General features: G+C 39.6%; 17 protein-coding genes. 8 read left to right on the forward strand and 9 right to left on the reverse strand.

Features of this window, described 5'->3' with window-relative positions; genetic code table 11:
• Positions 1 to 58: 58 nt before the first annotated feature.
• Positions 59 to 3412 carry an Rne/Rng family ribonuclease gene (locus tag I5515_RS08280; protein WP_199965705.1) on the reverse strand — a complete coding sequence of 1118 codons (3354 nt, stop codon included), beginning with the start codon at positions 3410 to 3412 and terminating at the stop codon, positions 59 to 61.
• 721 nt (positions 3413 to 4133) lie between these two features.
• Here I5515_RS08280 and I5515_RS08285 point away from each other — a divergent pair.
• The 4 genes from I5515_RS08285 (at position 4134) to I5515_RS08300 (ending at position 7151) form a co-directional block, all read left to right on the forward strand.
• Positions 4134 to 5066 (forward strand): RluA family pseudouridine synthase, encoded by a 933-nt coding sequence (locus I5515_RS08285; protein WP_199965707.1) that lies wholly within the window; start codon positions 4134 to 4136, stop codon positions 5064 to 5066.
• Positions 5063 to 5737, forward strand: a complete 675-nt coding sequence (locus I5515_RS08290) for an HAD-IA family hydrolase (RefSeq protein ID WP_199965709.1) — start codon at positions 5063 to 5065, stop codon at positions 5735 to 5737. The genes I5515_RS08285 and I5515_RS08290 overlap by 4 nt, the downstream gene beginning before the upstream one ends.
• A 67-nt stretch (positions 5738 to 5804) precedes the next feature.
• Positions 5805 to 6497: a helix-turn-helix transcriptional regulator gene (locus I5515_RS08295; RefSeq protein WP_199965711.1), complete on the forward strand. Its 693-nt coding sequence runs from the start codon at positions 5805 to 5807 to the stop codon at positions 6495 to 6497.
• 48 nt (positions 6498 to 6545) lie between these two features.
• On the forward strand, positions 6546 to 7151 hold the full coding sequence (locus tag I5515_RS08300; protein ID WP_199965713.1) for a glutathione S-transferase family protein: 606 nt from the start codon (positions 6546 to 6548) through the stop codon (positions 7149 to 7151).
• Between the two features lie 59 nt (positions 7152 to 7210).
• Here I5515_RS08300 and I5515_RS08305 read toward each other — a convergent pair whose 3' ends face one another.
• Together I5515_RS08305 and hcaR are read right to left on the reverse strand one after the other, a co-directional pair.
• Positions 7211 to 7888 carry a DUF1345 domain-containing protein gene (locus I5515_RS08305; RefSeq protein WP_199965715.1) on the reverse strand — a complete coding sequence of 226 codons (678 nt, stop codon included), beginning with the start codon at positions 7886 to 7888 and terminating at the stop codon, positions 7211 to 7213.
• Between the two features lie 268 nt (positions 7889 to 8156).
• Positions 8157 to 9062 carry a DNA-binding transcriptional regulator HcaR gene (gene hcaR / locus I5515_RS08310; protein ID WP_199965717.1) on the reverse strand — a complete coding sequence of 302 codons (906 nt, stop codon included), beginning with the start codon at positions 9060 to 9062 and terminating at the stop codon, positions 8157 to 8159.
• A 666-nt stretch (positions 9063 to 9728) separates the two neighbouring features.
• Here hcaR and I5515_RS08315 point away from each other — a divergent pair.
• Positions 9729 to 10781, forward strand: coding sequence for an MBL fold metallo-hydrolase (locus I5515_RS08315; RefSeq protein WP_199965719.1), 1053 nt, complete (start codon positions 9729 to 9731; stop codon positions 10779 to 10781).
• A gap of 66 nt (positions 10782 to 10847) precedes the next feature.
• On the opposite strand, the gene katG is transcribed toward I5515_RS08315, so the two are convergent.
• From katG to I5515_RS08330, 3 genes are all read right to left on the reverse strand, one after another.
• Positions 10848 to 13004: a catalase/peroxidase HPI gene (gene katG / locus I5515_RS08320; protein WP_199965722.1), complete on the reverse strand. Its 2157-nt coding sequence runs from the start codon at positions 13002 to 13004 to the stop codon at positions 10848 to 10850.
• Between the two features lie 535 nt (positions 13005 to 13539).
• On the reverse strand, positions 13540 to 15834 hold the full coding sequence (gene ptsP, locus I5515_RS08325; protein WP_199965724.1) for a phosphoenolpyruvate--protein phosphotransferase: 2295 nt from the start codon (positions 15832 to 15834) through the stop codon (positions 13540 to 13542).
• An 84-nt stretch (positions 15835 to 15918) separates the two neighbouring features.
• Positions 15919 to 16404, reverse strand: a complete 486-nt coding sequence (locus I5515_RS08330) for an RNA pyrophosphohydrolase (protein ID WP_199965726.1) — start codon at positions 16402 to 16404, stop codon at positions 15919 to 15921.
• 182 nt (positions 16405 to 16586) lie between these two features.
• Here I5515_RS08330 and I5515_RS08335 point away from each other — a divergent pair, with 182 nt between their 5' ends.
• Positions 16587 to 17237 carry an HAD family hydrolase gene (locus I5515_RS08335; protein WP_199965728.1) on the forward strand — a complete coding sequence of 217 codons (651 nt, stop codon included), beginning with the start codon at positions 16587 to 16589 and terminating at the stop codon, positions 17235 to 17237.
• Positions 17238 to 17390: 153 nt separating this feature from the next.
• The gene (locus I5515_RS08340) at positions 17391 to 18830 is read left to right on the forward strand and encodes a DUF2252 domain-containing protein (RefSeq protein ID WP_199965730.1); all 1440 of its coding nucleotides are present in this window, start codon (positions 17391 to 17393) and stop codon (positions 18828 to 18830) included.
• Positions 18831 to 18834: 4 nt separating this feature from the next.
• On the opposite strand, the gene I5515_RS08345 is transcribed toward I5515_RS08340, so the two are convergent.
• Positions 18835 to 19431: a hypothetical protein gene (locus tag I5515_RS08345; protein ID WP_199965732.1), complete on the reverse strand. Its 597-nt coding sequence runs from the start codon at positions 19429 to 19431 to the stop codon at positions 18835 to 18837.
• 95 nt (positions 19432 to 19526) lie between these two features.
• Between I5515_RS08345 and I5515_RS08350 the strand changes: the two genes are divergently transcribed.
• On the forward strand, positions 19527 to 19763 hold the full coding sequence (locus I5515_RS08350) for a hypothetical protein (protein ID WP_199965734.1): 237 nt from the start codon (positions 19527 to 19529) through the stop codon (positions 19761 to 19763).
• On the opposite strand, the gene I5515_RS08355 is transcribed toward I5515_RS08350, so the two are convergent.
• Positions 19760 to 20629 carry a LysR family transcriptional regulator gene (locus tag I5515_RS08355; RefSeq protein ID WP_199965736.1) on the reverse strand — a complete coding sequence of 290 codons (870 nt, stop codon included), beginning with the start codon at positions 20627 to 20629 and terminating at the stop codon, positions 19760 to 19762. The two genes, I5515_RS08350 and I5515_RS08355, sit on opposite strands and share 4 nt — an antisense overlap.
• Before the next feature lie 115 nt (positions 20630 to 20744).
• Positions 20745 to 20999 (reverse strand): DUF2061 domain-containing protein, encoded by a 255-nt coding sequence (locus I5515_RS08360; RefSeq protein WP_199965738.1) that lies wholly within the window; start codon positions 20997 to 20999, stop codon positions 20745 to 20747.
• Positions 21000 to 21089: the final 90 nt, after the last annotated feature.

Here is a 21089-nt window from a genome sequence, read left to right on the forward strand (position 1 = left end):
AAACCTAGTCATCGAAATGACTAGGTTTGTTTAAATTAGCTGCAATTGAGCAAATGATTTACTCAGCTACAGGATTTGCTTTCTTTGGTGGACGGCCACGAGGACGACGAGGAGGGCGATTTGGTTTGTCCAGTTCTCCCTTAGAATCTTCTGATTCAACCTCGGTAGTCGCTTCTGCAGGTGTCACAGCTTGTTCTGCGGCTGCTTTGGCTCTTGACGATGCTTTCGGTTGTTTCACAACAGGAGCTTCAACCACCTTTTCAACAGGTGTTTCTTCTACGCTTGTTTCACTTTGTGCTACTTCAGTCACCTGATCAAGCTCAAGCGGTTGTTGTTTTGATTCAACAGGTGCTTGCGCTTCAGCAACAGGAGCAACAACAGCTTCTTCTACAACCGGAGCAGCTTCTTCTGGTGCAGAATGTTGTTGTTTAACTTGCTCAAAAGCTTGTTCAGCAGCAAGTTTTGCTAAACGACGACGCTCACGTGGATCATTAGCAACACGTGGTGTTTGCTCTTTTTGCGGCGTCAATGCAAGTACAGGTGCAGGCTCTGCTTCTTGTGACGGTTTGTTGCTTGGAAGCTCTGCATCACGAGTAACAGGCTTCTTGTCTTCAGCATCAGACGCGACTTCCGTTACTAGAGTACTTGCGTACTGTTCTGCAAATTTCTGCAATGCACGATTGAATGTTGGAACTAAACCAAACTGTTCAATCAATACAGTGCAGTCTTCACCATAAACATGACGAATCAAGCTACCAATCGTATATTGCGCCAAAGTTGGAATTTGCGATGGGGCAATAGAAGGTACCGCAGCTTTAGCACGTTTTGCGTTGCGTTGTTCACGGCGACGCATACGAGGGTCATTACTCGCACGTTGAATTTGCGGTTGATTTTTGTTGTCTGCTGGAGGAGTCGTAGTTTCTTCTGCTCCAACAGCTACAGTCTCTTCTACAACAGCAACAGGTGCTGGAGCCGATTCTTGAGCGACTTCAACAACAGGTGCTGTTTCAGTGCGTTCAACAGGTTGCTCAGGAGTTAAAGCAATGATTTCGCTTTGTGCCTGATCAACATTGATCACTAAGGCTGTATTCATGACTTCATGCTTTGGAGCATCAATCAAATCAACCTTAATTTGTTTCTCATCAACAACGATCGGTGCCGCTGGAGCATTTTGAGTTTCATTCAATACGCTTGGATCGCGGTGGCGATTTGGACGATTCGGACGTTGATTATTACGGTCACGACGCGGCACAGCATTTTCAGTTTGTTGTCCATCATTTTGATGTTGTGGATGTGGCTGATCTGGATGCTGACGTTTTTGTTGACGTTTTAACTCACGTTGTTCTTGACGTGATAACTGTACAACTTCTTCATGAACCTGTTGTGGCTGCTGCTGTGATTGTTGCTGCTGTTGCTGTGGTTCTTGAGTATGGTGATGTTGTTCACGTTGCTCTTTGTGCTTACGTTTTTTGTTGTTTGGACGTTGTTGTACTTTATCGTCTTTTTCAACATTCTCACGAACTTCCTGTTTAGCAGGAGATTGTGAAATGTAAGCATTGTTAGATGGAGCCGAAACAACTTCAGCAACTGCTGGTACTACGACTTGTCCAAACTGGCCACGGCTTACAGCGCCAGTATTCACCATTTGTTCAATTGTCGCAGCAGCATTTTGAGCCGAGCGAGATTGATCAACAGTTTTAGCTTGTTTTTGAACAAAAAGGTTTTCTAACCATGCACAAGGGCTTGCTGCTTTTTGAGTGCTTGGCTGAGCAGCAGAAGATTGAGCTGATTGATTTACTTTCTTTTGACCAGCGTTGTTGTTTGCAGCAGGGGCTGCATGAGCATGGCCATGATCTGCTTCTTCTAAATGCCATTCAGAAGATTCATAACCTAACTCTTTCTCACTTGAACGAGTTGCTTCAGTACGTTCGTAGCTAGATGGTGCAAATCCATCTGGATTGTACTGAATTTCGTAGTGAGGTGTTTCTAAGTGCGGGTGAGGTAAAACAGTCACACGAACACTAGAAGTTTGTTCTAAATAAACAAGGCTATGGCGTTTTTCATTCAGTAAGAACGCTGCAATTTCAACAGGAACTTCTACTTGCACTTCACCATGACGTTCACGAAGAGCGATTTCTTCTACTTTACGCATAATTGAAAGCGAAAGTGAACGTAAATCACGGACCATACCTGTGCCATGACAACGTGGGCAAACATATCCAGTTGCTTCTTCAAGTGATGGACGTAAGCGTTGACGGCTCATTTCCATTAAGCCAAAACGAGATAATTGGCCAAACTGAATGCGTGCGCGGTCGCTTTGCGTTGCTTCGCGAAGTTTCGCTTCAACCATGCGTTGGTTGCGTTCTTTAGTCATGTCGATAAAGTCGATCACAACTAAACCGCCAATGTCGCGAAGACGAAGTTGGCGAGCAATTTCTTCTGCTGCTTCTAGGTTTGTATTAAGCGCAGTTTCTTCAACATCATGTCCACGAGTCGATTTCGCAGAGTTAATATCGATTGAAACTAAAGCTTCAGTCTGGTCAATTACGATTGAACCACCAGAAGGAAGTTTTACTTCGCGCTCGTAAGCAGTTTGAATTTGGCTCTCAATACCAAAATGAGCAAACAATGGCTCGTTTAAAGTATAAGTTTTAAGTTTGTCTAATTGGCGAGGCATAACTGCTTTAACAAAGTTATAAGCTTCGTTATAGGCTTGTTCGCTATCAATTAAAATTTCTGCCACGTCATCACGTAAGTAATCACGGATAGCACGAGTCACTACGCCAGCTTCTTGGTGAACAAGCATTGGAGACGGACCAGAACTTGCTGTGCCTTGGATTTGTGTCCAAAGATCAAGCAAATGCTGTAAATCTAACTGTAATTCTTCTTGAGTACGGCCAATACCTGCGGTACGCACAATAACACTCATGCCACGAGGTAAATTTAAAGAAGCTAAAATTTCTTTTAATTCTTCACGTACAGAACCTGAAATTTGACGGCTAATGCCACCGCCTTTCGGGTTATTTGGCATAAGAACCAAATAACGTCCTGCAAGTGAAATGAATGTAGAAAGGGCTGCGCCTTTGTTACCACGTTCTTCTTTTTCGACCTGAACAAGTAATTCAGTACCTTCAGTGATGAGTTCACGAATGTTTGAAGTTTGTCGCGGGTCTGCCTGGAAATAGCTGTTCGCAATTTCACGCATAGACAAGAAGCCTTGACGGCCTGCGCCGTATTCGACAAAAACAGCTTCTAAAGAAGGTTCTACGCGGGTTACATGGCCTTTATAGATATTGGATTTTTTCTGTTCTCGGGTACGATTTTCTAAATCAAAATCGTAAAGACGATTACCAGTGATAAGTGCAACGCGGACTTCTTCTGCGTGAGTTGCATTAATCAACATACGTTTCATGGGTGTGACACCTAATAGTGACCCACACAAACATATCGCACAAACTTAAAGGTTCTGAACGAACATCGAACATGACGGATCATTTCCCAGATCTCAAAATATTTGTGGTCTGAGTCATCTGTTACCGGCTACATTTAGCCTTAACTTCGATTCTCGTCTGTGATGTAGGCAATACTGCTTCAACCTTTAAATCAGACTTCCTTAGTGCTTCACTGGCGGGTGAGCGGTGCATTGGTTAATGACTTTCACTGTCATTGTGCGCGAAGTGACTTCTTTTTAGAAGTTTGATACGGAATGTTCATCGTATCGGTGCTTTCGGCAGTTCCAATGCATCAACGCTTTAGCCTGAAGGCAACATTAAGGAGCGATTTGTTTGATGTGTATCAGTTTACGTTCCATAACCAACTAGAGTTGGTAACATATTTTTTTGAACAAACTGAATTAAACGCAACAGTTTGTCATTTTGCCGATATAATAAGCCTTCGGCGTCGGCATAATTCTTTAGGACCTATCCGAGCTGATGGTGAAAGCATCATTTTGATTGAGGTTTCAATCAGGGGAAATCCCTATTAGATGTTCACTTACGGCGGTATCCGTGCGCTGACTATATCAAACCTTGCAGCATCTGCCTATGGGCTAAGCTTAGATTTCTTGTGAAAAAACTAAGCTAAACGGTCATTTATTAATCAAATTTAGCAAAATTTCAGGTTTAAATATTAGTATGAATTCTACACAGCAATGGCAAAGTGTCACTTGGTTTGAGGTGGATGAACATCAAGCAGGACAGCGAATTGATAATTTCCTGTTCTCGCGTTTAAAAGGTGTACCTAAAAGTCGTATTTATCGTTTGATTCGTGAAAGTCAGGTTCGAGTAAATAAAAAACGTGTTAAAGCTGAGACTAAACTTGAGATTGGCGACCAGATTCGTGTTGCTCCAATTCGTTACGAACAAAAAGATGAAACAGCCGCTCCTGTTAGTGACGGTGTAGCGCAAAGCTTATTGAGCCGTGTGGTCTATGAAGATGAAGGACTATTAGTTGTTAATAAACCTTCAGGTATTGCTGTTCATGGCGGCAGTGGTATGGCCTATGGTTTGATTGAAGCACTACGTGCAGCGACAGGTAAAAAATATTTAGAACTGATTCATCGTATTGACCGTGATACTTCTGGTCTGGTCATGATTAGTAAAAAACGTAGCACATTAAAACAACTGCAAGATATGTTGCGTGAGCACAAAATTCGTAAAACTTATGCTGCGATTGTTAAAGGGCAGGTGAGTCTCGATAAACAGCTCATTGATGCACCTTTATTGCGATATGAGTTGGCAAATGGCGAGCGTCGTGTACGTGTGACTAAAGATGGCAAACCAAGTAAAACTGAATGGGTTGTAGCAGAGCGCTTTAAAAACGCAACTTTGATTCATGCATCACCTTTGTCAGGTCGTACTCATCAGATTCGTGTGCATGGTTTAAGCATTGGACACCCGTTGATTGGTGATGATAAATACGGACACACTACCGCGTACACAGGCCCTGAAGCGCGTCGTCTATGTTTACACGCGATGCGTTTAGATATTCCGGGTTATCCACCGATTGAAGCACCGTTACCAGAAGACATGACCCAGTTATTAAAGGCTTTGAGATTAGCAAAATGAGTCTAAAAACCGAATTAGTTATTTTCGACTGGGATGGGACTTTATATAACTCTGTTGGACAGATTGTTGCTAGCTTACAACATGCAGCAGAACAACATGAATTGTCTTTAACCGATGAAGCAGCAAAAAGCATTATTGGTTTAGGCTTGCCTGAAGTTATGCAAACCTTATTCCCAGAAGCACCTGAGTTACATGATTCAATTTTAAAAGCGTATGGCGATCACTATATTGCGAACTCTACAAATGATGCATGGTTCGATGGTGTTGCTGAGCTATTACATGATTTAAAAGCGCAAGGTTTAAAGCTTGCAGTCGCGACGGGTAAAAACCGTCGTGGGTTAGATCGCGTAATTGCAAAAACCCAAAGTACTCATCTTTTTGATGTGACTCGAGCAGCCAATGAAACTCGATCAAAACCAGATCCACTCATGTTGCAAGAAATATTAACAGTCACTGGGGTGAATGTTGAGCGTGCTGTAATGATTGGTGATAGTAGCTATGATCTTGAGATGGCTCAGCGGTTAAACATGCCACGTATTGGTGTTGGTTATGGGGTTCATTCGATTGAAGTGCTACAACAGTTCAAGCCTTTAACGATTGCTAAAGATGTTCAAGAGCTTCATCACTTTCTAAATGGTTATGCTCAGTTATCTGCTGTAGATTTAGTGTAATTTAAAGCAGTACGAGGGGGAAATCATTCCCCCTTAATTGAATTTAAATAACAATAAGAAGAGAAAAATGAGTCGTTCTATTCGCCTATTAAATCTTTTACAACAACTTCGTGAAGCGCGTTATCCCATTACGGCACAAGCTCTCGCTGAGCGTATGGGAATTAGTGTACGAAGTATCTATCGGGATATCGATAGCTTACGTGAGCAAGGGGTAGAAATTGAGGCATCGGCAGGGATAGGTTTTCAGCTTAAAGAAGATATCGTATTGCCACCAATGACGCTTAATGAAAATGAAGTTGAAGCTATTTTTTTGGCATTGTATTGGTTGAAGAGCGTGCCAGATCAATCGTTACAATCGGCATCTACTTCGGTATTAGCTAAATTGAATTCTGTTTTGCCTGAACATCGGAAATGTTTATTACAGCAAACGACTTTAAGAGCGTTTAATACATGGCTGCCTGTCGATGAAAGTCGAGTCGAACAGGTGCGTTTAGCCATTCGACAGCAAGTCAAAATTTCGATGCATTATCATGATGAGCAGCAACGGAGCAGTGTTCGTACCTTGTGGCCTTTTGCCTTAGGATATTTTAATGACAAAATTGTATTGGCTGCATGGTGTGAGCTCAGGCAGGATTTTCGACATTTTAGAATAGATCGTATTCAACAGCTGAGTTTAAGCCAAGAATTATACCCGTCATTTAAGCAACAACTCTTTCAGCAGTGGTGGGCACAGGAATCGCAGACTACTGACAAAAACTGACAAAGAGGTTTTGTAGACTAGGCTCACGATAAACAAGGAGCCATAAAAATGAGCCTTAAACTTTATACTAACAAAGAGTCACGTGGTGTTGTGGTCGACTGGCTTTTAGTCGAACTAGGTGTTGAGTGTGAACACATTGAAGTCGAATACAAGACTGAAATGAAAACACCAGAATATTTAAAAATTAATCCTTTTGGAAAAGTGCCGGTATTGGTGGATGGTGATGTCATTATTTATGAGTTAGGGGCAATTTGTGCATACCTAGCGGATAAGTATAGTGACAAAGGTTTGGCACCTGCATTGAATGATCCAAAACGTGGTTTGTACTATCGCTGGTTATTTATGGTGGCTGGTCCATGGGAAGCTGCGGGTGTCGATAAAGCCCTTGGAATAGAAGTATCGCCTGAGCAAAAAATGTTTGTTGGCTATGGTGATTATAACGATGCTTACCAAGCTTTGGTTCAAGGATTAAGTGAAGCAAAGCCATATTTATGTGGTGAACAGTTTACCGCAGCAGATGTAAGTGTTGGCGCAATGCTTTTATGGCAATTGAAAATGGGAGCGATTGAATCCCATCCGGCCATTACACGTTATGTTGAAACCATCAAACAACGTGAAGGCTTAAAACAAAGCACGATGGGCTCATTGTTGTAAACCTATGCGGTTCAGAGTCACCCATTTGGGTGACTTTTTTATTTTCTAAATAGTAAGTTTTAGTTGCTAATAAAGCTAGCAGCCACATTAATACAAATTGCTAAAATTGTTGTGTTAAAACCAAATGCCAGCACGAAATGAAATAAGTTCAGTAAACGCATATGTCTAGTTGTGACAGATACATCTGCTGTTTGTGCTGAAGTACCAATAATATAGCTAAAATATAAGAAATCTGGGTAAGTGGGATATTTTGTTCCGGGAAATTCTAATCCGCCATTTTCTTCATTTCTAGATAATGCCATATAAAAGTCATGTGCATAGTGCAATGCGAAAACGGTGTGCATAAAAAGCCATGCTGAAACAATGGTGAATAAGGATAAAGCCACATGTCCTATTTTTTCAAAATGGTCAGAAGGAAGTTGAGATAACTGCACTAAAATAGCCACTAAGCACATCGAAATTGCGAGTAAAACAATCAGCATAATGACCCATTTGCTTTCATCCTGCTTTTTAGCTTGTTGCTGCATTTGTGAGTGATCAGCATTTTTCATCAGTTTAAAAACATGGAGTAAATATAAACTGACAGAACCATTCCAGCTCGCTAATAAAATAGTGGACCATTTCCATGGGGTGAACCATGTCAATAAACTTGCTGTGATAAATCCTATGAATAAAGCAATAAAGAAGTGGGGGCGGTTTAGTACACTACGTCCAAGATGTCGAAATACTGCAACCATTTTTCCTAGTCTCCTTTTACTACATGGTAAATATATTATTTTTTATTAAATGGTGAAAATAATATTCGGTTTTATATGGGTTTTATTCCAAGATTTTCAATTATAAGTCAGAGATATTTACTTTTTGCGATTAGGCAAAATAGAACAAAAGCGTGGGTTAAATTATTTATAAAAAGTATAAAATAAATAAAAAATAATATTTACTTATACCTTTTATAAAGCTGCTCTTATTAATCATCTGCTTAAAAATAAAATATGGCTTTCCTAATTATGCATGAGTTAAGTTTTTATCCAGATGAAATACTTTAGTGAGTTGGTCAATGAATTTTTGGACGCCTAAAGACTGTGAGTTTTTACGGTAATTTACGAATAAATCCAGTGTCGGTAACTCAATATCCAGCGGACGGACTACTGTGTTTTTGATTCCTAAAGGTGCAACGTAAGCAGGTAAAATTGTACAACCTAATCCAGAGCCAATAGAGTTAATATTAAACAAAATGCTATCTGCTTTTTGAACAATATTGAGGTCAATATTGTGAGTTTTAGCAAACTCTAAAATAGTGTTATGTAAGGTTTGTGATTGTTCAGCGGCGGGAATAATAAAGTCAACACCTTGTAAAGCCTGAACAGGAATTCGGTCATATTGAGTAAGTGGATGATTTTTAGGAAGTAAAAAAATCAGGGGTTCGGTCAAAACAAATTGGCTTTGAATCTCATCACTATTTGTATTTTCTCGGGTGAAGGTAATGTCTAACTCACCTTTTTTTAAGGCTTTAAGTTGCTCAGTGTTATTTAGGTTAGATAATTCAATGATGAGATCGGGGTGTTGTAATCGCAGATTGGGAAGGACATAAGGGAAAATTTTCATTTCTGCAATGGGGACAAAACCGATACGCAACTGTTGCTGTTTAGCCTTAGAAACCTGCCGTGCCAGAGCAACTGCTTTTTCAGCTTGAGCAAGGGTTAGGCGAGCGTGTTCTAAAAAGACTTTACCTTCTTCGGTTAATTCAACTTTACGTTTCGTGCGATTTAAAAGTCGTACACCAACATCTTCTTCTAAATCTTTAATCTGTTGGCTAAGGGAGGGTTGTGCGGTGAAAAGTTTAAGAGCGGCTTTACTAAAATTTAATTCTTCAGCAACGGTAATAAAATATCGGAGGTGGCGTAGTTCCATAAGACTAATCCAAAAAATGTCTTACTATGATTTATGTGAAGTATAAAGCATAAAGGGATATAGCGTGAAGGTACTTTAGGTATTTATAAAATAAATGGAATTTTAATTTTCATTAAACATTTAATATATAAATATAAGTTCTAGTAATTCATAAAATATATTAATTATTAGAGATTGAATACATTATTTTTAATTAATCAAATAAATATTTAAATGTTTTAAATATTTATGTAGGTAATTCTCATATTATGCAAAAATGAAGAAATATAAATTAATATTATAAAATATAAATCTGTCTGAATGAATTAGCTTTAAGTGTTACTAAATATGTTTCTATAAGCTGTCAAAAAATTTTAAATTGGAAAAGTAAGGCCTTCGACGGCAAAACCGACTAGCTCTCTGACAATTTCACGTGACTAATTATTGTTATGTTATACAAGTACTCTTAATAAGAATGGTAATTATCGAAGCATAAACCCAACACATCTATGTATTTTTTATGGCAATCTAATTTAACGTATGTTGGCTGTGACACAATAAAAGGGATATTTAAAAGGGATATTTATATGATAAATAAGTGTAAGTGCCATAGCTTAATTTGTTTTAATTGTTAAGATAGAAACCTAAACACATCCATTCTGCCGATGCTAAAACATAGAAAAGCCCATGAAAGACAAGCCGACATTAACATATCAATTGCCGACTCAGTCCTGTTGGACTCATACATGGATAAAACCTCCTTTTTGTCATCCCGAGTCAGGGCATGAAGCAGATACACGTTTTTATAATCAACAGCCGAAATCACCAGCTCGAGGCTCAAAAGAGCTATTACGTTGGTTAGTTACTCGTGATTCTTATACATGGAATGTGGATATTCAAAATGAATATGAAACCCGTGTAAATACGGCTGTGGCATTGCCTCAAAATCGACCTCATGCTGATTTGGATGATTGGCAAGTTTGGTTTGTTGGGCACGCAACCGTACTCATTCAGATTGGCCCTTATAACTTTATAACTGATCCAGTGTGGTGTGATTATGCAAGCCCTTCGCAGGGACGTGGCCCGCGCCGTGTATGTCCTGCTGGGTTTGCGTTAGAGCAACTGCCAACCATTCATGGTGTTTTACTCAGCCATAATCATTATGATCATATGGATTTGGCCACACTTGAGTGGTTACATCAAAAATTTGCAATGCCGATTTACACTGGGTTGGGGAATGGGTTTTATCTACCAAAAGAGTTTCATGTCATTGAGATGGATTGGTGGCAAGAAATTCCTTATCACGAATTAAGAATAATCTATACACCTGCACAGCATGGCTCAGGGCGTGGTCTACGCGACCAGAATAAAGCACTCTGGGGCGGCTTTTCGGTTGTTGCTAAAACTGGTCATTGTTTCTTTGCAGGTGATACCGGTTATGCAGGGCATTTTAAGCAGATTCATGCACGTTATGGTGCACCGCGTGTTGCTTTACTTCCAATTGGGGCGTATGAGCCACGTGCTCTGATGAGTTATGTGCACATGAATCCACAAGATGCGCTACATGCACACTTCGATTTACAGGCCCATCGTTCTGTTGCGATTCACTATCGGACTTTCCAGTTGACGGATGAAGACCGAGAAGATCCTGAACATGCATTAGCACAAGCCATTAAAGCTTCATCGAAACTTGCGAATCCTTTTTACTGTATTCGCGAAGGGCATAAATTGACTGTCTAAAACCAGATATTTGATATTAAAAAAGCCAGTTCAAATTGAACTGGCTTTTTATTATTTTGACTTTAATTAAACTAAGTCAAAACGGTCGAGATTCATGACTTTTGTCCATGCAACAACAAAGTCTTGAACAAATTTTTCTTTACCGTCTGCCTGAGCATAAACTTCTGCCAATGCACGTAAGATTGAGTTTGAACCGAAGACTAAATCATTACGTGTTGCGGTAAATTTTACTGAACCTGTTTTACGGTCTTTGCCTTCAAATACTTCACTTGTTGAATCAACAGGTGCCCATACAGTAGACATGTCGATTAAGTTCGTAAAGAAGTCCGTGCTGAGTACACCAACCTGATGCGTGAATACGCCATGTTGTGAACCATCCCAATTGGTGCCTAGTACACGTAAACCACCAATCAATGCAGTTAACTCTGGTGCAGTCAAAGTCAGTTGTTGTGCTTTATCAATTAATAATGCTTCAGTTGCTGCGTTGACTCCTTCTTTTTTCCAATTTCTAAAGCCATCAGCAAGGCCTAGAAGCAATTGGAAAGATTCGACATCAGTTTGACTTTGTAATGCATCAACACGGCCAGGGGCAAATGGAACGCTAATGTTGAAACCTGCCGCTTGAGCAGCTTGCTCTACGCCCATGTTACCTGCTAGCACAATTAAATCAGCCAGTGACAGTTGAGTTGAGGCTTTGATTTCCTCAATTTTAGTTAAAGTCGTAACCGCTTTTTGGTTTACTTGCCAATCACGTTGTGGTGATAAAGCAATACGTGCGCCGTTTGCACCACCACGCTTGTCTCCACCACGGAAAGTTGACGCTGAAGCCCAACCTAGAGAAACCAACTCGCCAGCAGATAGCCCTAGTGCAACAATTTTTGCTTTTGCATCAGCAATGCTTGCAGCAGATGGTATAGCGCTAGCAACCGGTAACGGATCTTGCCAAATTAAATCCTCAGCAGGAACTTCAGGACCTAAATAACGTGCTTTTGGTCCCATATCACGGTGAGTTAATTTAAACCATGCACGGGCAAAAGCATTGGCGAAAGCTTGTGGGTCGTTATGGAAGCGACGAGAGATCTTTTCAAACTCAGGATCAAAACGTAAGGTTAGATCTGTAGTGAGCATCGTTGGCTTACGTTTAATTGATGGATCGAATGGATCAGGGATGATTGCTTCAGCATCTGCTGCTACCCATTGAATTGCACCGGCAGGTGAACGTTCTTGCACCCATTCATATTTAAATAGGTTTTCAAAGAAGTAATTACTCCATTGTGTTGGAGTCTGTGACCAAATGACTTCTAAGCCAGAAGTAATAGCGTCTTTACCTACACCTGTGCCATAGCTATTTGACCAACCAATGCCCATTTGTTCAATTGGCGCTCCTTCAGGGTCCGCATGCACATGGTCAGCAGAGCCAGCACCATGGGTTTTACCTAAAGTATGGCCACCTGCAATCAATGCAACAATTTCTTCGTCATCCATTGCCATGTTGCCAAAAGTCGCACGAATAAACGGTGCAGCCGATTTTGGGTCACCACTAGCTTGTGGACCTTCAGGGTTCACATAAATTAGACCCATTTCGGTTGCAGCTAGATTGCTGCCTTCCAATGCTTCAGAGTTTCGATGAGCTAACCATTCTTTTTCATCACCCCAGTTTACATCGTTATCTGGTTCCCAAACATCTTCACGACCTGCACCAAAACCAAAGGTACGGAAGCCAGAAGACTCAAGCGCAATGTTACCGGCAAGAATAAATAAATCTGCCCACGATATTTTTTGACCGTATTTTTGTTTAACTGGCCATAACAGGCGGCGTGCTTTATCTAAACTTGCATTGTCAGGCCAACTATTTAAAGGTGCAAAACGTTGTTGTCCACGACCTGCACCACCACGGCCGTCACCCATACGATAGGTACCCGCAGCATGCCATGCTAAACGAATAAATAAACCTGTGTAATTACCCCAATCGGCTGGCCACCAATCTTGGGAATCGGTTAACACATTTTTAACATCAGCTTTTAGTGCGTAGTAGTCAATTTTTTTAAATTCTTCGCGGTAATTAAAATCTTTACCAAGTGGATTGGAGCGTTCTGAATGCTGATTTAGTAAGTCAACGCGTAATTGTTTTGGCCACCAATGTAAACTAGGCGTACCGCCACCGACCGTTACTTCCGGTTTTGAGTTATGACCTGAAAAAGGACATTTTGATTCGTCTGACATGATTATATTCTCTCTGGGTAATAATTATGGAGCTCTTGATAAAGTATTAGGGCTCATTTTCCTGGACTTCTGGTTTAAAAAATCATGTTTATCAAATAAATAAATCAGTGAACAAATAGTGATAAAAACTAGTTAAAAATTTTTTTCACTCAGATGTTAGCTCATCATTTTTTATTTGATAATGCATCAGATTCCTTTAATTGTTATTCCTCCAATTTACTGTATGAAGGTTAAAAAACAAGGGGAAAAATAAGCTGAAGGCTGTAAATAATGATGCATAGAATTACCTCTTCAATTGTTGGAACAACGTAAGATCTTTTAATAACGCTCTTTAAATATACTAGAAGTAGAAGTCTTATTTTTCAAATGGATTAAATTGTAAGTATTAATTTAAAAAACCGATTGAAATCGTGTTTAAAAATTAAAGATGTTCTATAAATTTAAAATGAAATCAATCATGAAAAGAAATTTTATATACGATTTTATTCAGTGAGTTAAAGTAAAAAAGGAGAGCGATGCTCTCCTTTTTTAGATATTAAACATTTACGATTCGATTCGATTTGACCATATCAGCTAAACCGTGAGTCTTAAAATAGTACTCAAGCCAGCTTTTTACTATGAGTGGATTATTCATTTTCATGACATCATCAAGTAATTTTTGTGCATCCGTCATAGGCACATGGCAAATTGCTTTTCGCACTCGCAAAATGTTACTTGAGCTCATCGAAAGAGTATTAAAGCCCATCGCCATGAGCAGAATTGCCGATAATGGATCACCTGCCATCTCACCACAAATACTGACCGGTTTTTTGTGTTCATGGCATTCTTTAACCAGACGACTTAAAGCACGAAGAATTGACGGATGAAAGTGTGAATAAACGTTTGCTACATGTGGATTATTGCGGTCAACTGCGAGTAAGTATTGGGTTAAGTCGTTTGAACCAACTGAGAAGAAATCGACGAGTTCAGCAAACTCATCAATTTGTAGTAATACGCTCGGTACCTCAACCATAATTCCAATTTTAGGCTTGGTAATTTTAACTTGCTCTTCTTCTTGCACTGCAATCCAGTCACGCTCAAGTAAATAAAGCACCTCTTCGACTTCACTTACTGTGGTCACCATTGGCAATAAAATATGCAAGTTATTTAAACCAATACTGGCTTTAAGCATTGCGCGAATTTGCGACGAAAAAATCTCGGGATGATCGAGCGTGAAACGAATACCACGCCAGCCTAATGCCGAGTTTTCTTCTTCAATACTAAAGTAAGGTAAATCTTTATCGGCACCAATATCTAAAGTTCTCATTACCACAGGTTTATTGGCGAAGTGGCTCAACTGTTGACGATAGATTGCGCGTTGTTCTTCTTCACCTGGGAAACGTTCCCGTAGCATGAAGGGAATTTCACTTCGATACAGACCCACGCCTTGAGCACCACGTTGTACACCGCGAACTACATCAATCATCAGGCCTGTGTTTACATACAGTGGAACAGATACACCATCTGGAGTAATCGCTTCTCTTGTCTCATATTGTTTGAGATCTTTTGCGATCTGTTCATCTTCTTTCTGAATTTCTTTATAACGTTGGCGTAAACGACGTGGAGGATTTACAAAAACACGACCCTGATAGGCATCCACAATCATTTCTGCATCATCAAGTGTATTAACAGGCAGTTCAGTTACACCAACCACTGTTGGGATACCTAATGCACGTGCCACAATCACCATATGTGAATTGGCTGCACCTTCTGATGTCACAATCGCTGCAATATTATCTACAGGCAACTCTACTAGTGCAGCAGTACTAATTTCTTCACCAATTAAAATGCTGTCTGGGCTCAGCTCACGGTGGCTAGAATCCTCTTCTTGCAAAGAAGCTAAAATACGTCGCCCTAAGTCTTTAAGATCAGAAACTCGCTCACGGAGATAGTCATCTTCCATTTGTGCAAATAGGGCAGTGTGCTTTTCAATCACACGGCGTACTGCACCCTGTGCCCAGTGCCCGTCACGAATGAGTTCTTTAATCTCTGCCGGCAATGCATTTTCATCTAGCATTCTTAAGAAAACACTAAATAAAGCGCGTTCTTCTGCCATTAATGAATCATGCATTTTTTCATCTAGAGAGCGAATCTCTGAACGAACTGATGAAATGGCTTGATCTAGAAGTCGAAGTTCATGACTAATATCTTCAGCTTCACGGTCAGGTACAGAACCCAAATCGGCAGGCGGATATAAAATAATAGCGCGACCTAAAGCAACACCGCCTGCACCTGACGCACCTTGGAAGGTTTTATAGGCAGGGCCATTACTTGGTTTACGAAATACGTCAATATTTCCAACTGCGTGAGCATGTGCAATAACACCAGAAAGCTGTGCACAGAGTGTGACTAAAAATGATTCGGCTGCTTCGCTAAAATCTTGAGGAAGTCTATTTTGGACAACTAAAACCCCCATAACCTTACGACGGTACATGACTGGTACGCCAAGGAATGAGTTGTAAATTTCTTCGCCTGTTTCAGGTAAATACAAGAAACGCTCATGTTTTGGTGCATTGTCAAGGTTAACAATTTCTTCACGTTGCCCCACTAGACCAACCAAGCCTTCACCTAGTTGTAATGAAACATGGCCCACAGATTCTGGATTTAAGCCTTTAGAGGCCATCAATACATAGCGCTGATTGCGTTCATCGAGCAAATAAATAGAGCAAACATCCACTTTCATGGCCTCAGCAACCTGATTGACCATAATGTCTAACGATTCATGCAAACTGACGGACGCATTAACTTCTTGGACAATGCGCCGTAGAGTGTCGAGTTGCATGTTTGACATGGATGTATACTCCAGTATTTTTTAGACTATGAATGTATTTATAACAGCACTTTTAATAAAAATCATTTGCTAGATAAATGATTTTTAGGGTAATTGTTGCATCGGCAACTGTGTACACAACTCCACCATGGCTTTGCGATAAACATCACGCTTGAAGTTCACCACTTGTCCAAGAGGATACCAATAGCTAACCCACTGCCATTCATCGAATTCGGGCGGGTCGGAGAGGTCTAACTGAATATTTTTTGCATGCGCAGTTAATTTCAGTAAAAACCATTTTTGTTTCTGTCCGATACATACGGGGTCAGAGTCTGACCGAATGTACCGATGTGGCAAACGATAACGCAGCCATCCTTTGGTTTGCGCAATAATCTGGACATGTTCGGGCAATAAGCCGATTTCTTCTCTCAGTTCTCGAAAAAGTGCCTGTTCAGGAGTTTCTCCAAACTGAATGCCTCCTTGTGGAAACTGCCAAGCATTGTGACCAATGCGCTTTGCCCATAAAACCTGTCCATCATCGTTTGCCAAAATGATCCCGACATTCGGTCGGAAACCTTCTGAATCGATCATTTGGCTACCTAAATATTGTCTATATCGTTGACTTTAATCGCGGGGACAAACACTTTTTTATGTCCAGCTCGAAAAGATCAAAGTAAAATGTTTAAATTGCTACGATCTTAACGAATTTCTATCGACTAGCGGAGATAGATTTACATTTTTTTTCTTAAATTTCAGTTTAAACGAGAATTTTCATGAAACTGGCGTTGTTTGATTTAGACCATACCTTGTTAAATACCGATTCAGATCACTCTTGGGGTGAATTTTTAGTCAATGAAGGTTTGGTTGATCCGGTTCATCATCGTCAGATGAATGATAAATTTTATGAAGATTACAAAGCAGGGCAACTTGATCCGTATGCTTATAATGAATTTGTGTTTGGATTTTTAACAAAGCACGACAATAATTACTTAGCTGAACTTCACCAGTTGTTCATGCAAAAAGTAATTCGTCCACAAATGCGCCCAAAAGGTTTTGATGCCATTAAGAAACATCAAGACTTAGGACATACGATTGTCGGAATTACTGCAACAAGTGATTTTATTACTGCACCAATTTTCCGTGAATTTGGGATTACAGAAATTTTAGCGACCAATGCTGAAGTTGCTGATGGCAAATATACAGGTAAAGTTGCGGGCTTGGCATGTTATCAAAAAGGTAAACTTGCACGTCTTGACGACTGGTTGGCTGGACGCAGTGTATCTGAGTCATGGGCTTATTCAGATTCAATCAATGACCGTTTTTTACTTGAATATGCAACGCATGCGACTGCGGTAAATCCTGATGATCGTCTTGAGAAGTTGGCTCAAGAACATAACTGGGAAATTCAGGACTGGTCGATTTAAGATTGTAGAGTTGGACGAGCCATGTGTTAGGCCTCAAGGCCTTCCAACTCTTAATTATATTTAAAATAATGAATACTTCTTATAAATCCTGAGCTAAAATTAGATATTGCTATATCTAATAAAAATTATAATTTTAAAAATGAGGTAATAATAATGCCAAAAACACCACAGATTAAATTACCAAAACAACTTTGGAATGATCAAAGTATTGATTTAACACGCCATAGCTATCAGGGAAAATTACTTAGTAAAAGTGAAGGTTTCAAATTAGGTAAGCTTCAACGTAAAAAAGTACCGCGTGAACAGCTATCAAAACTTTCTGAACGACCAAAAGGTACAACTGCTTTAACGATCTATGATTGGAGTAACCAAGGACGCTTAGAAAAACTCAAACCGATTCGTGCAAAACGAATGAGTATTTCTCCATTTACATTTTATCGTGGTATGGCTTCTTTGATGCTATTTGACCAAGCATGGGAGCAAGTAAATTCAGGTTTATTTCAACAAATTTGTGGTGATTGTCATTTAAATAATTTTGGTGGCTTTGCAAGTCCAGAACGTAACTTGTTATTTGGAATCAATGATTTTGATGAAACTTTAGTTGCCCCGTTTGAATGGGATGTAAAGCGTTTAGCAACCAGCTTTGTGATTGCGGCGCGTGATATTAAGCTTGCAGATAAAGTGGGTTTAAAGGCAATTAAAATAATGCTGAATAGTTATCGTCAGCACTTATTAGAAAGTGCGAAACTTTCGCCACTACAAGTTTGGTATGAAAAAATTGATGCTATTACCTTATTAGAAAATACTGAACGCCGAAAACTAAGAGAGAAATACGAGAAGCATCTTGATTCAGAGCAGAAAAAAACGGTGTATTCTGTTTTGCCGAAGCTTACACAGCAAGATCAAGATACAGGAGTGCGTCATTTTGTAGATGATGCGCCGTTATTATGGCACCCAAGTGCAGATGAACCATTTAATCAGCATGTTGATGTATTCTTTAAACAATACCGTGATTCTTTGAAATATGATCGCCAAGTACTTTTTGATCGTTATCAATGTACAGATGTGGCTTTAAAAGTAGTTGGTATCGGAAGTGTTGGTACACGAGCAGCGATTGCATTATTTCAGGACGCAGATCGGGAACCATTAATTTTACAAATGAAAGAAGCGAATTCATCAATTCTTAGTCCGTTATTTGTAGAAAAAGTAAATCATGAAGGCGAACGTGTGGTGCATGGCCAGCAACTCATGCAGGCCGCAAGTGATATATTTCTTGGATTTTCTTCAATATCAAATCAACATTTTTATATACGCCAGTTACGTGATATGAAAATCACGTTTGAGCTTAATGGCATGGATGATGAGTATTTCTATGCGTATGCTGAAGGTTGTGGTTTGGCTTTAGCTCATGCCCATGCTAAAGCTGGAAATGCAGATGTACTTATAGGGTATCTTGGAGCGAGTAATACGATTGTAGACGTATTACAAACGTATGCACAACAATATGCAGAGCGCAATCTAAAAGATTATCAGCAATTTATGAATGAAATTGCAGATGGCAAGATTCAGATCGCTGGAGATAATGCACTTTAATAAATTATTTAACTTTCTCTGTGGTCAGCCAAATATTGGGGTCAGAATTTTGTTGATGCCAAAGCTTGAATTGAGCTCGCCATTGCTGAAAGGGTGCCGATAATGTAGGGCGTGGGTCATCACTTAAACTGTAAGCCATGCCTTCTACCAGCCATTTGGGTTTAGTTAGCATTGCAATATTGCCCCATTCTTCGGCCTGTCGATGGTGAATAAGCTCATGGGTGATGTAGAAATCTTTCCAGCCACGTGGGGCAACCAATAATCCCAAATTACCAACTGCTTTAGCGGCTGCTTTTTCCATGCCAAAGGTATTTGCACATTGAGGAGTTGAGCAAAAAACCATAGTTGGCTGCTGATGAAACGCACCCACTTTATCTTGGGTTTCTCTTAATGACTGATTATAGAGTATTGTCGCAAGAAGCTCTGTCTTTGGATCATCTACACATACATGACCCTCACAATGTAACGATGAAAGATGATGTGCCAAAACAACACGTATTGGTTTAAACCAAATAAATGTCACAATGATTAAGACAGCTAAAGTTGTGAATCCATATAAACCGATTTTAATTATCTTTGAATATTGATTCTTCACGATCATGAATCTTAAGTGAAAAGTGTAATGATAGTAGAATAAAAAATATATATTTACAGTATCATTTCCAATCAATATATAAATTTATTAATTAAAATAGCATGGTTAAAAACAAGCGTACTAAAAATGAACGTTGCAATGGCTTCTTTCAGGAATTTATAGATCAGCTCATTACCGCTATTTTTGGCGAATTACTTTTCTATATCATTGCTTTACTGTTCATGAGTGCAATTGGCGGAATTGTTTTCGCTGCTATATGTTTCAGTTGGGGCATTCTATTTTTAATGCTGCCGTTTGCTGTTTTGATTTATATCCTTGTTAAAAAATATAGTCGTTAATACGATGATTCCTGCATCATTTTAATCAATTCTTGCATTGCCCTAGATTGAGTGCGCCCAGGATGCCACACCATGCCTAATTGACGATTCATTTCTACATCTAGATCAAGCTGTTGCATATCTTGATTAAGCAGAGTTTTTGGTAAAACTGACCAACCTAAACCAATCGACACCAACATGCGAATAGACTCAAGAGGGTTATTACTCATAGTGATTTTTGGTTTGAGTGCTTGCTTTTCAAACTCGGCCAAAGTGATTTGAGCAGTGTAAGTTTGGGCAGCGGGTAACAAGCTTGGGTATTCAATTAAATCTTGTAAGGTCAGATTCTTTTTTTGTGCAAGTGGGTGAAATGGAGCAGCAACAAAAACTAAAGGATCATTCCAGATGGTAATGTAGTTAAGACGCTCATCACCTGAAGGAGGAAGGGTTAAAAATGCTAACTCTAAATCACCGGCAAGCACTTTTTCATGTGCTTGCTCTGAGTCAACAAAATGCACATCTAAAGTGACCTGCGGAAATTGCTGAACAAAGTGTTTAAGTGGTGAAGGTAAATGGTGCAAGCCAATATGATGACTCGTTCCAATTTTTAAACGACCTTGTATCTGAGTTTGTTCATGGCTAAGCGTATGGTGAATATCTCCAAGCTCATTTAGCCAGTTTTTAACTTTGGGCAATAATGAATGAGCCGCATGAGTTGCTTGAACGCCACGACCTGCGGACTCAAATAGTTTTACACCAAAATATTCTTCTAAGCTGTGAATTCTTTTGGTTACGGCAGGTTGAGTAATAAATAATTGATCTGCTGCCACAGAGATAGACCCTGTTTCCATAACTTTTACAAAAGCTTCAAAGGCTGCAAGATTCATAATACAACTCAACTTGGAATAGAAAAATCGAGGGGCTAAAGTTGCCGAGCCAAAATCGTACCATGCTTGCAACAAAACGAGTTAGAAAGTTGTGAATTACCGCACTAATCTTACCCTAAGCTGTTGTTTCTTTTTCGCTTAAGGCTGATATACGGCGATCTTTAGCTGCCCATACTTTTTCATGAAAGAAAAAAGCAAAAGCTTGTACGGTTGGTTCGAGCATACTTAAGGTTAAAGCCATCCAGATATTACCTGTTACAAAGTATGCAACTATCATCGCTACGCTAATATGCATAATGTAATAACTAAACGTTTTCTTTAATGTACGTTGATTATTTACAACGAATTTTTGAATCTTAGCCATCATCATTTTCTCTAGCCACTTTAGATATTTTTAGTATAGAGAGGAGAGTATAAGATTAAAAATGGATTATGCAAATGATAATCATTAACAAATCCG

Source organism: Acinetobacter calcoaceticus (assembly GCF_016508255.1).
Taxonomy (GTDB): domain Bacteria; phylum Pseudomonadota; class Gammaproteobacteria; order Pseudomonadales; family Moraxellaceae; genus Acinetobacter; species Acinetobacter calcoaceticus_E.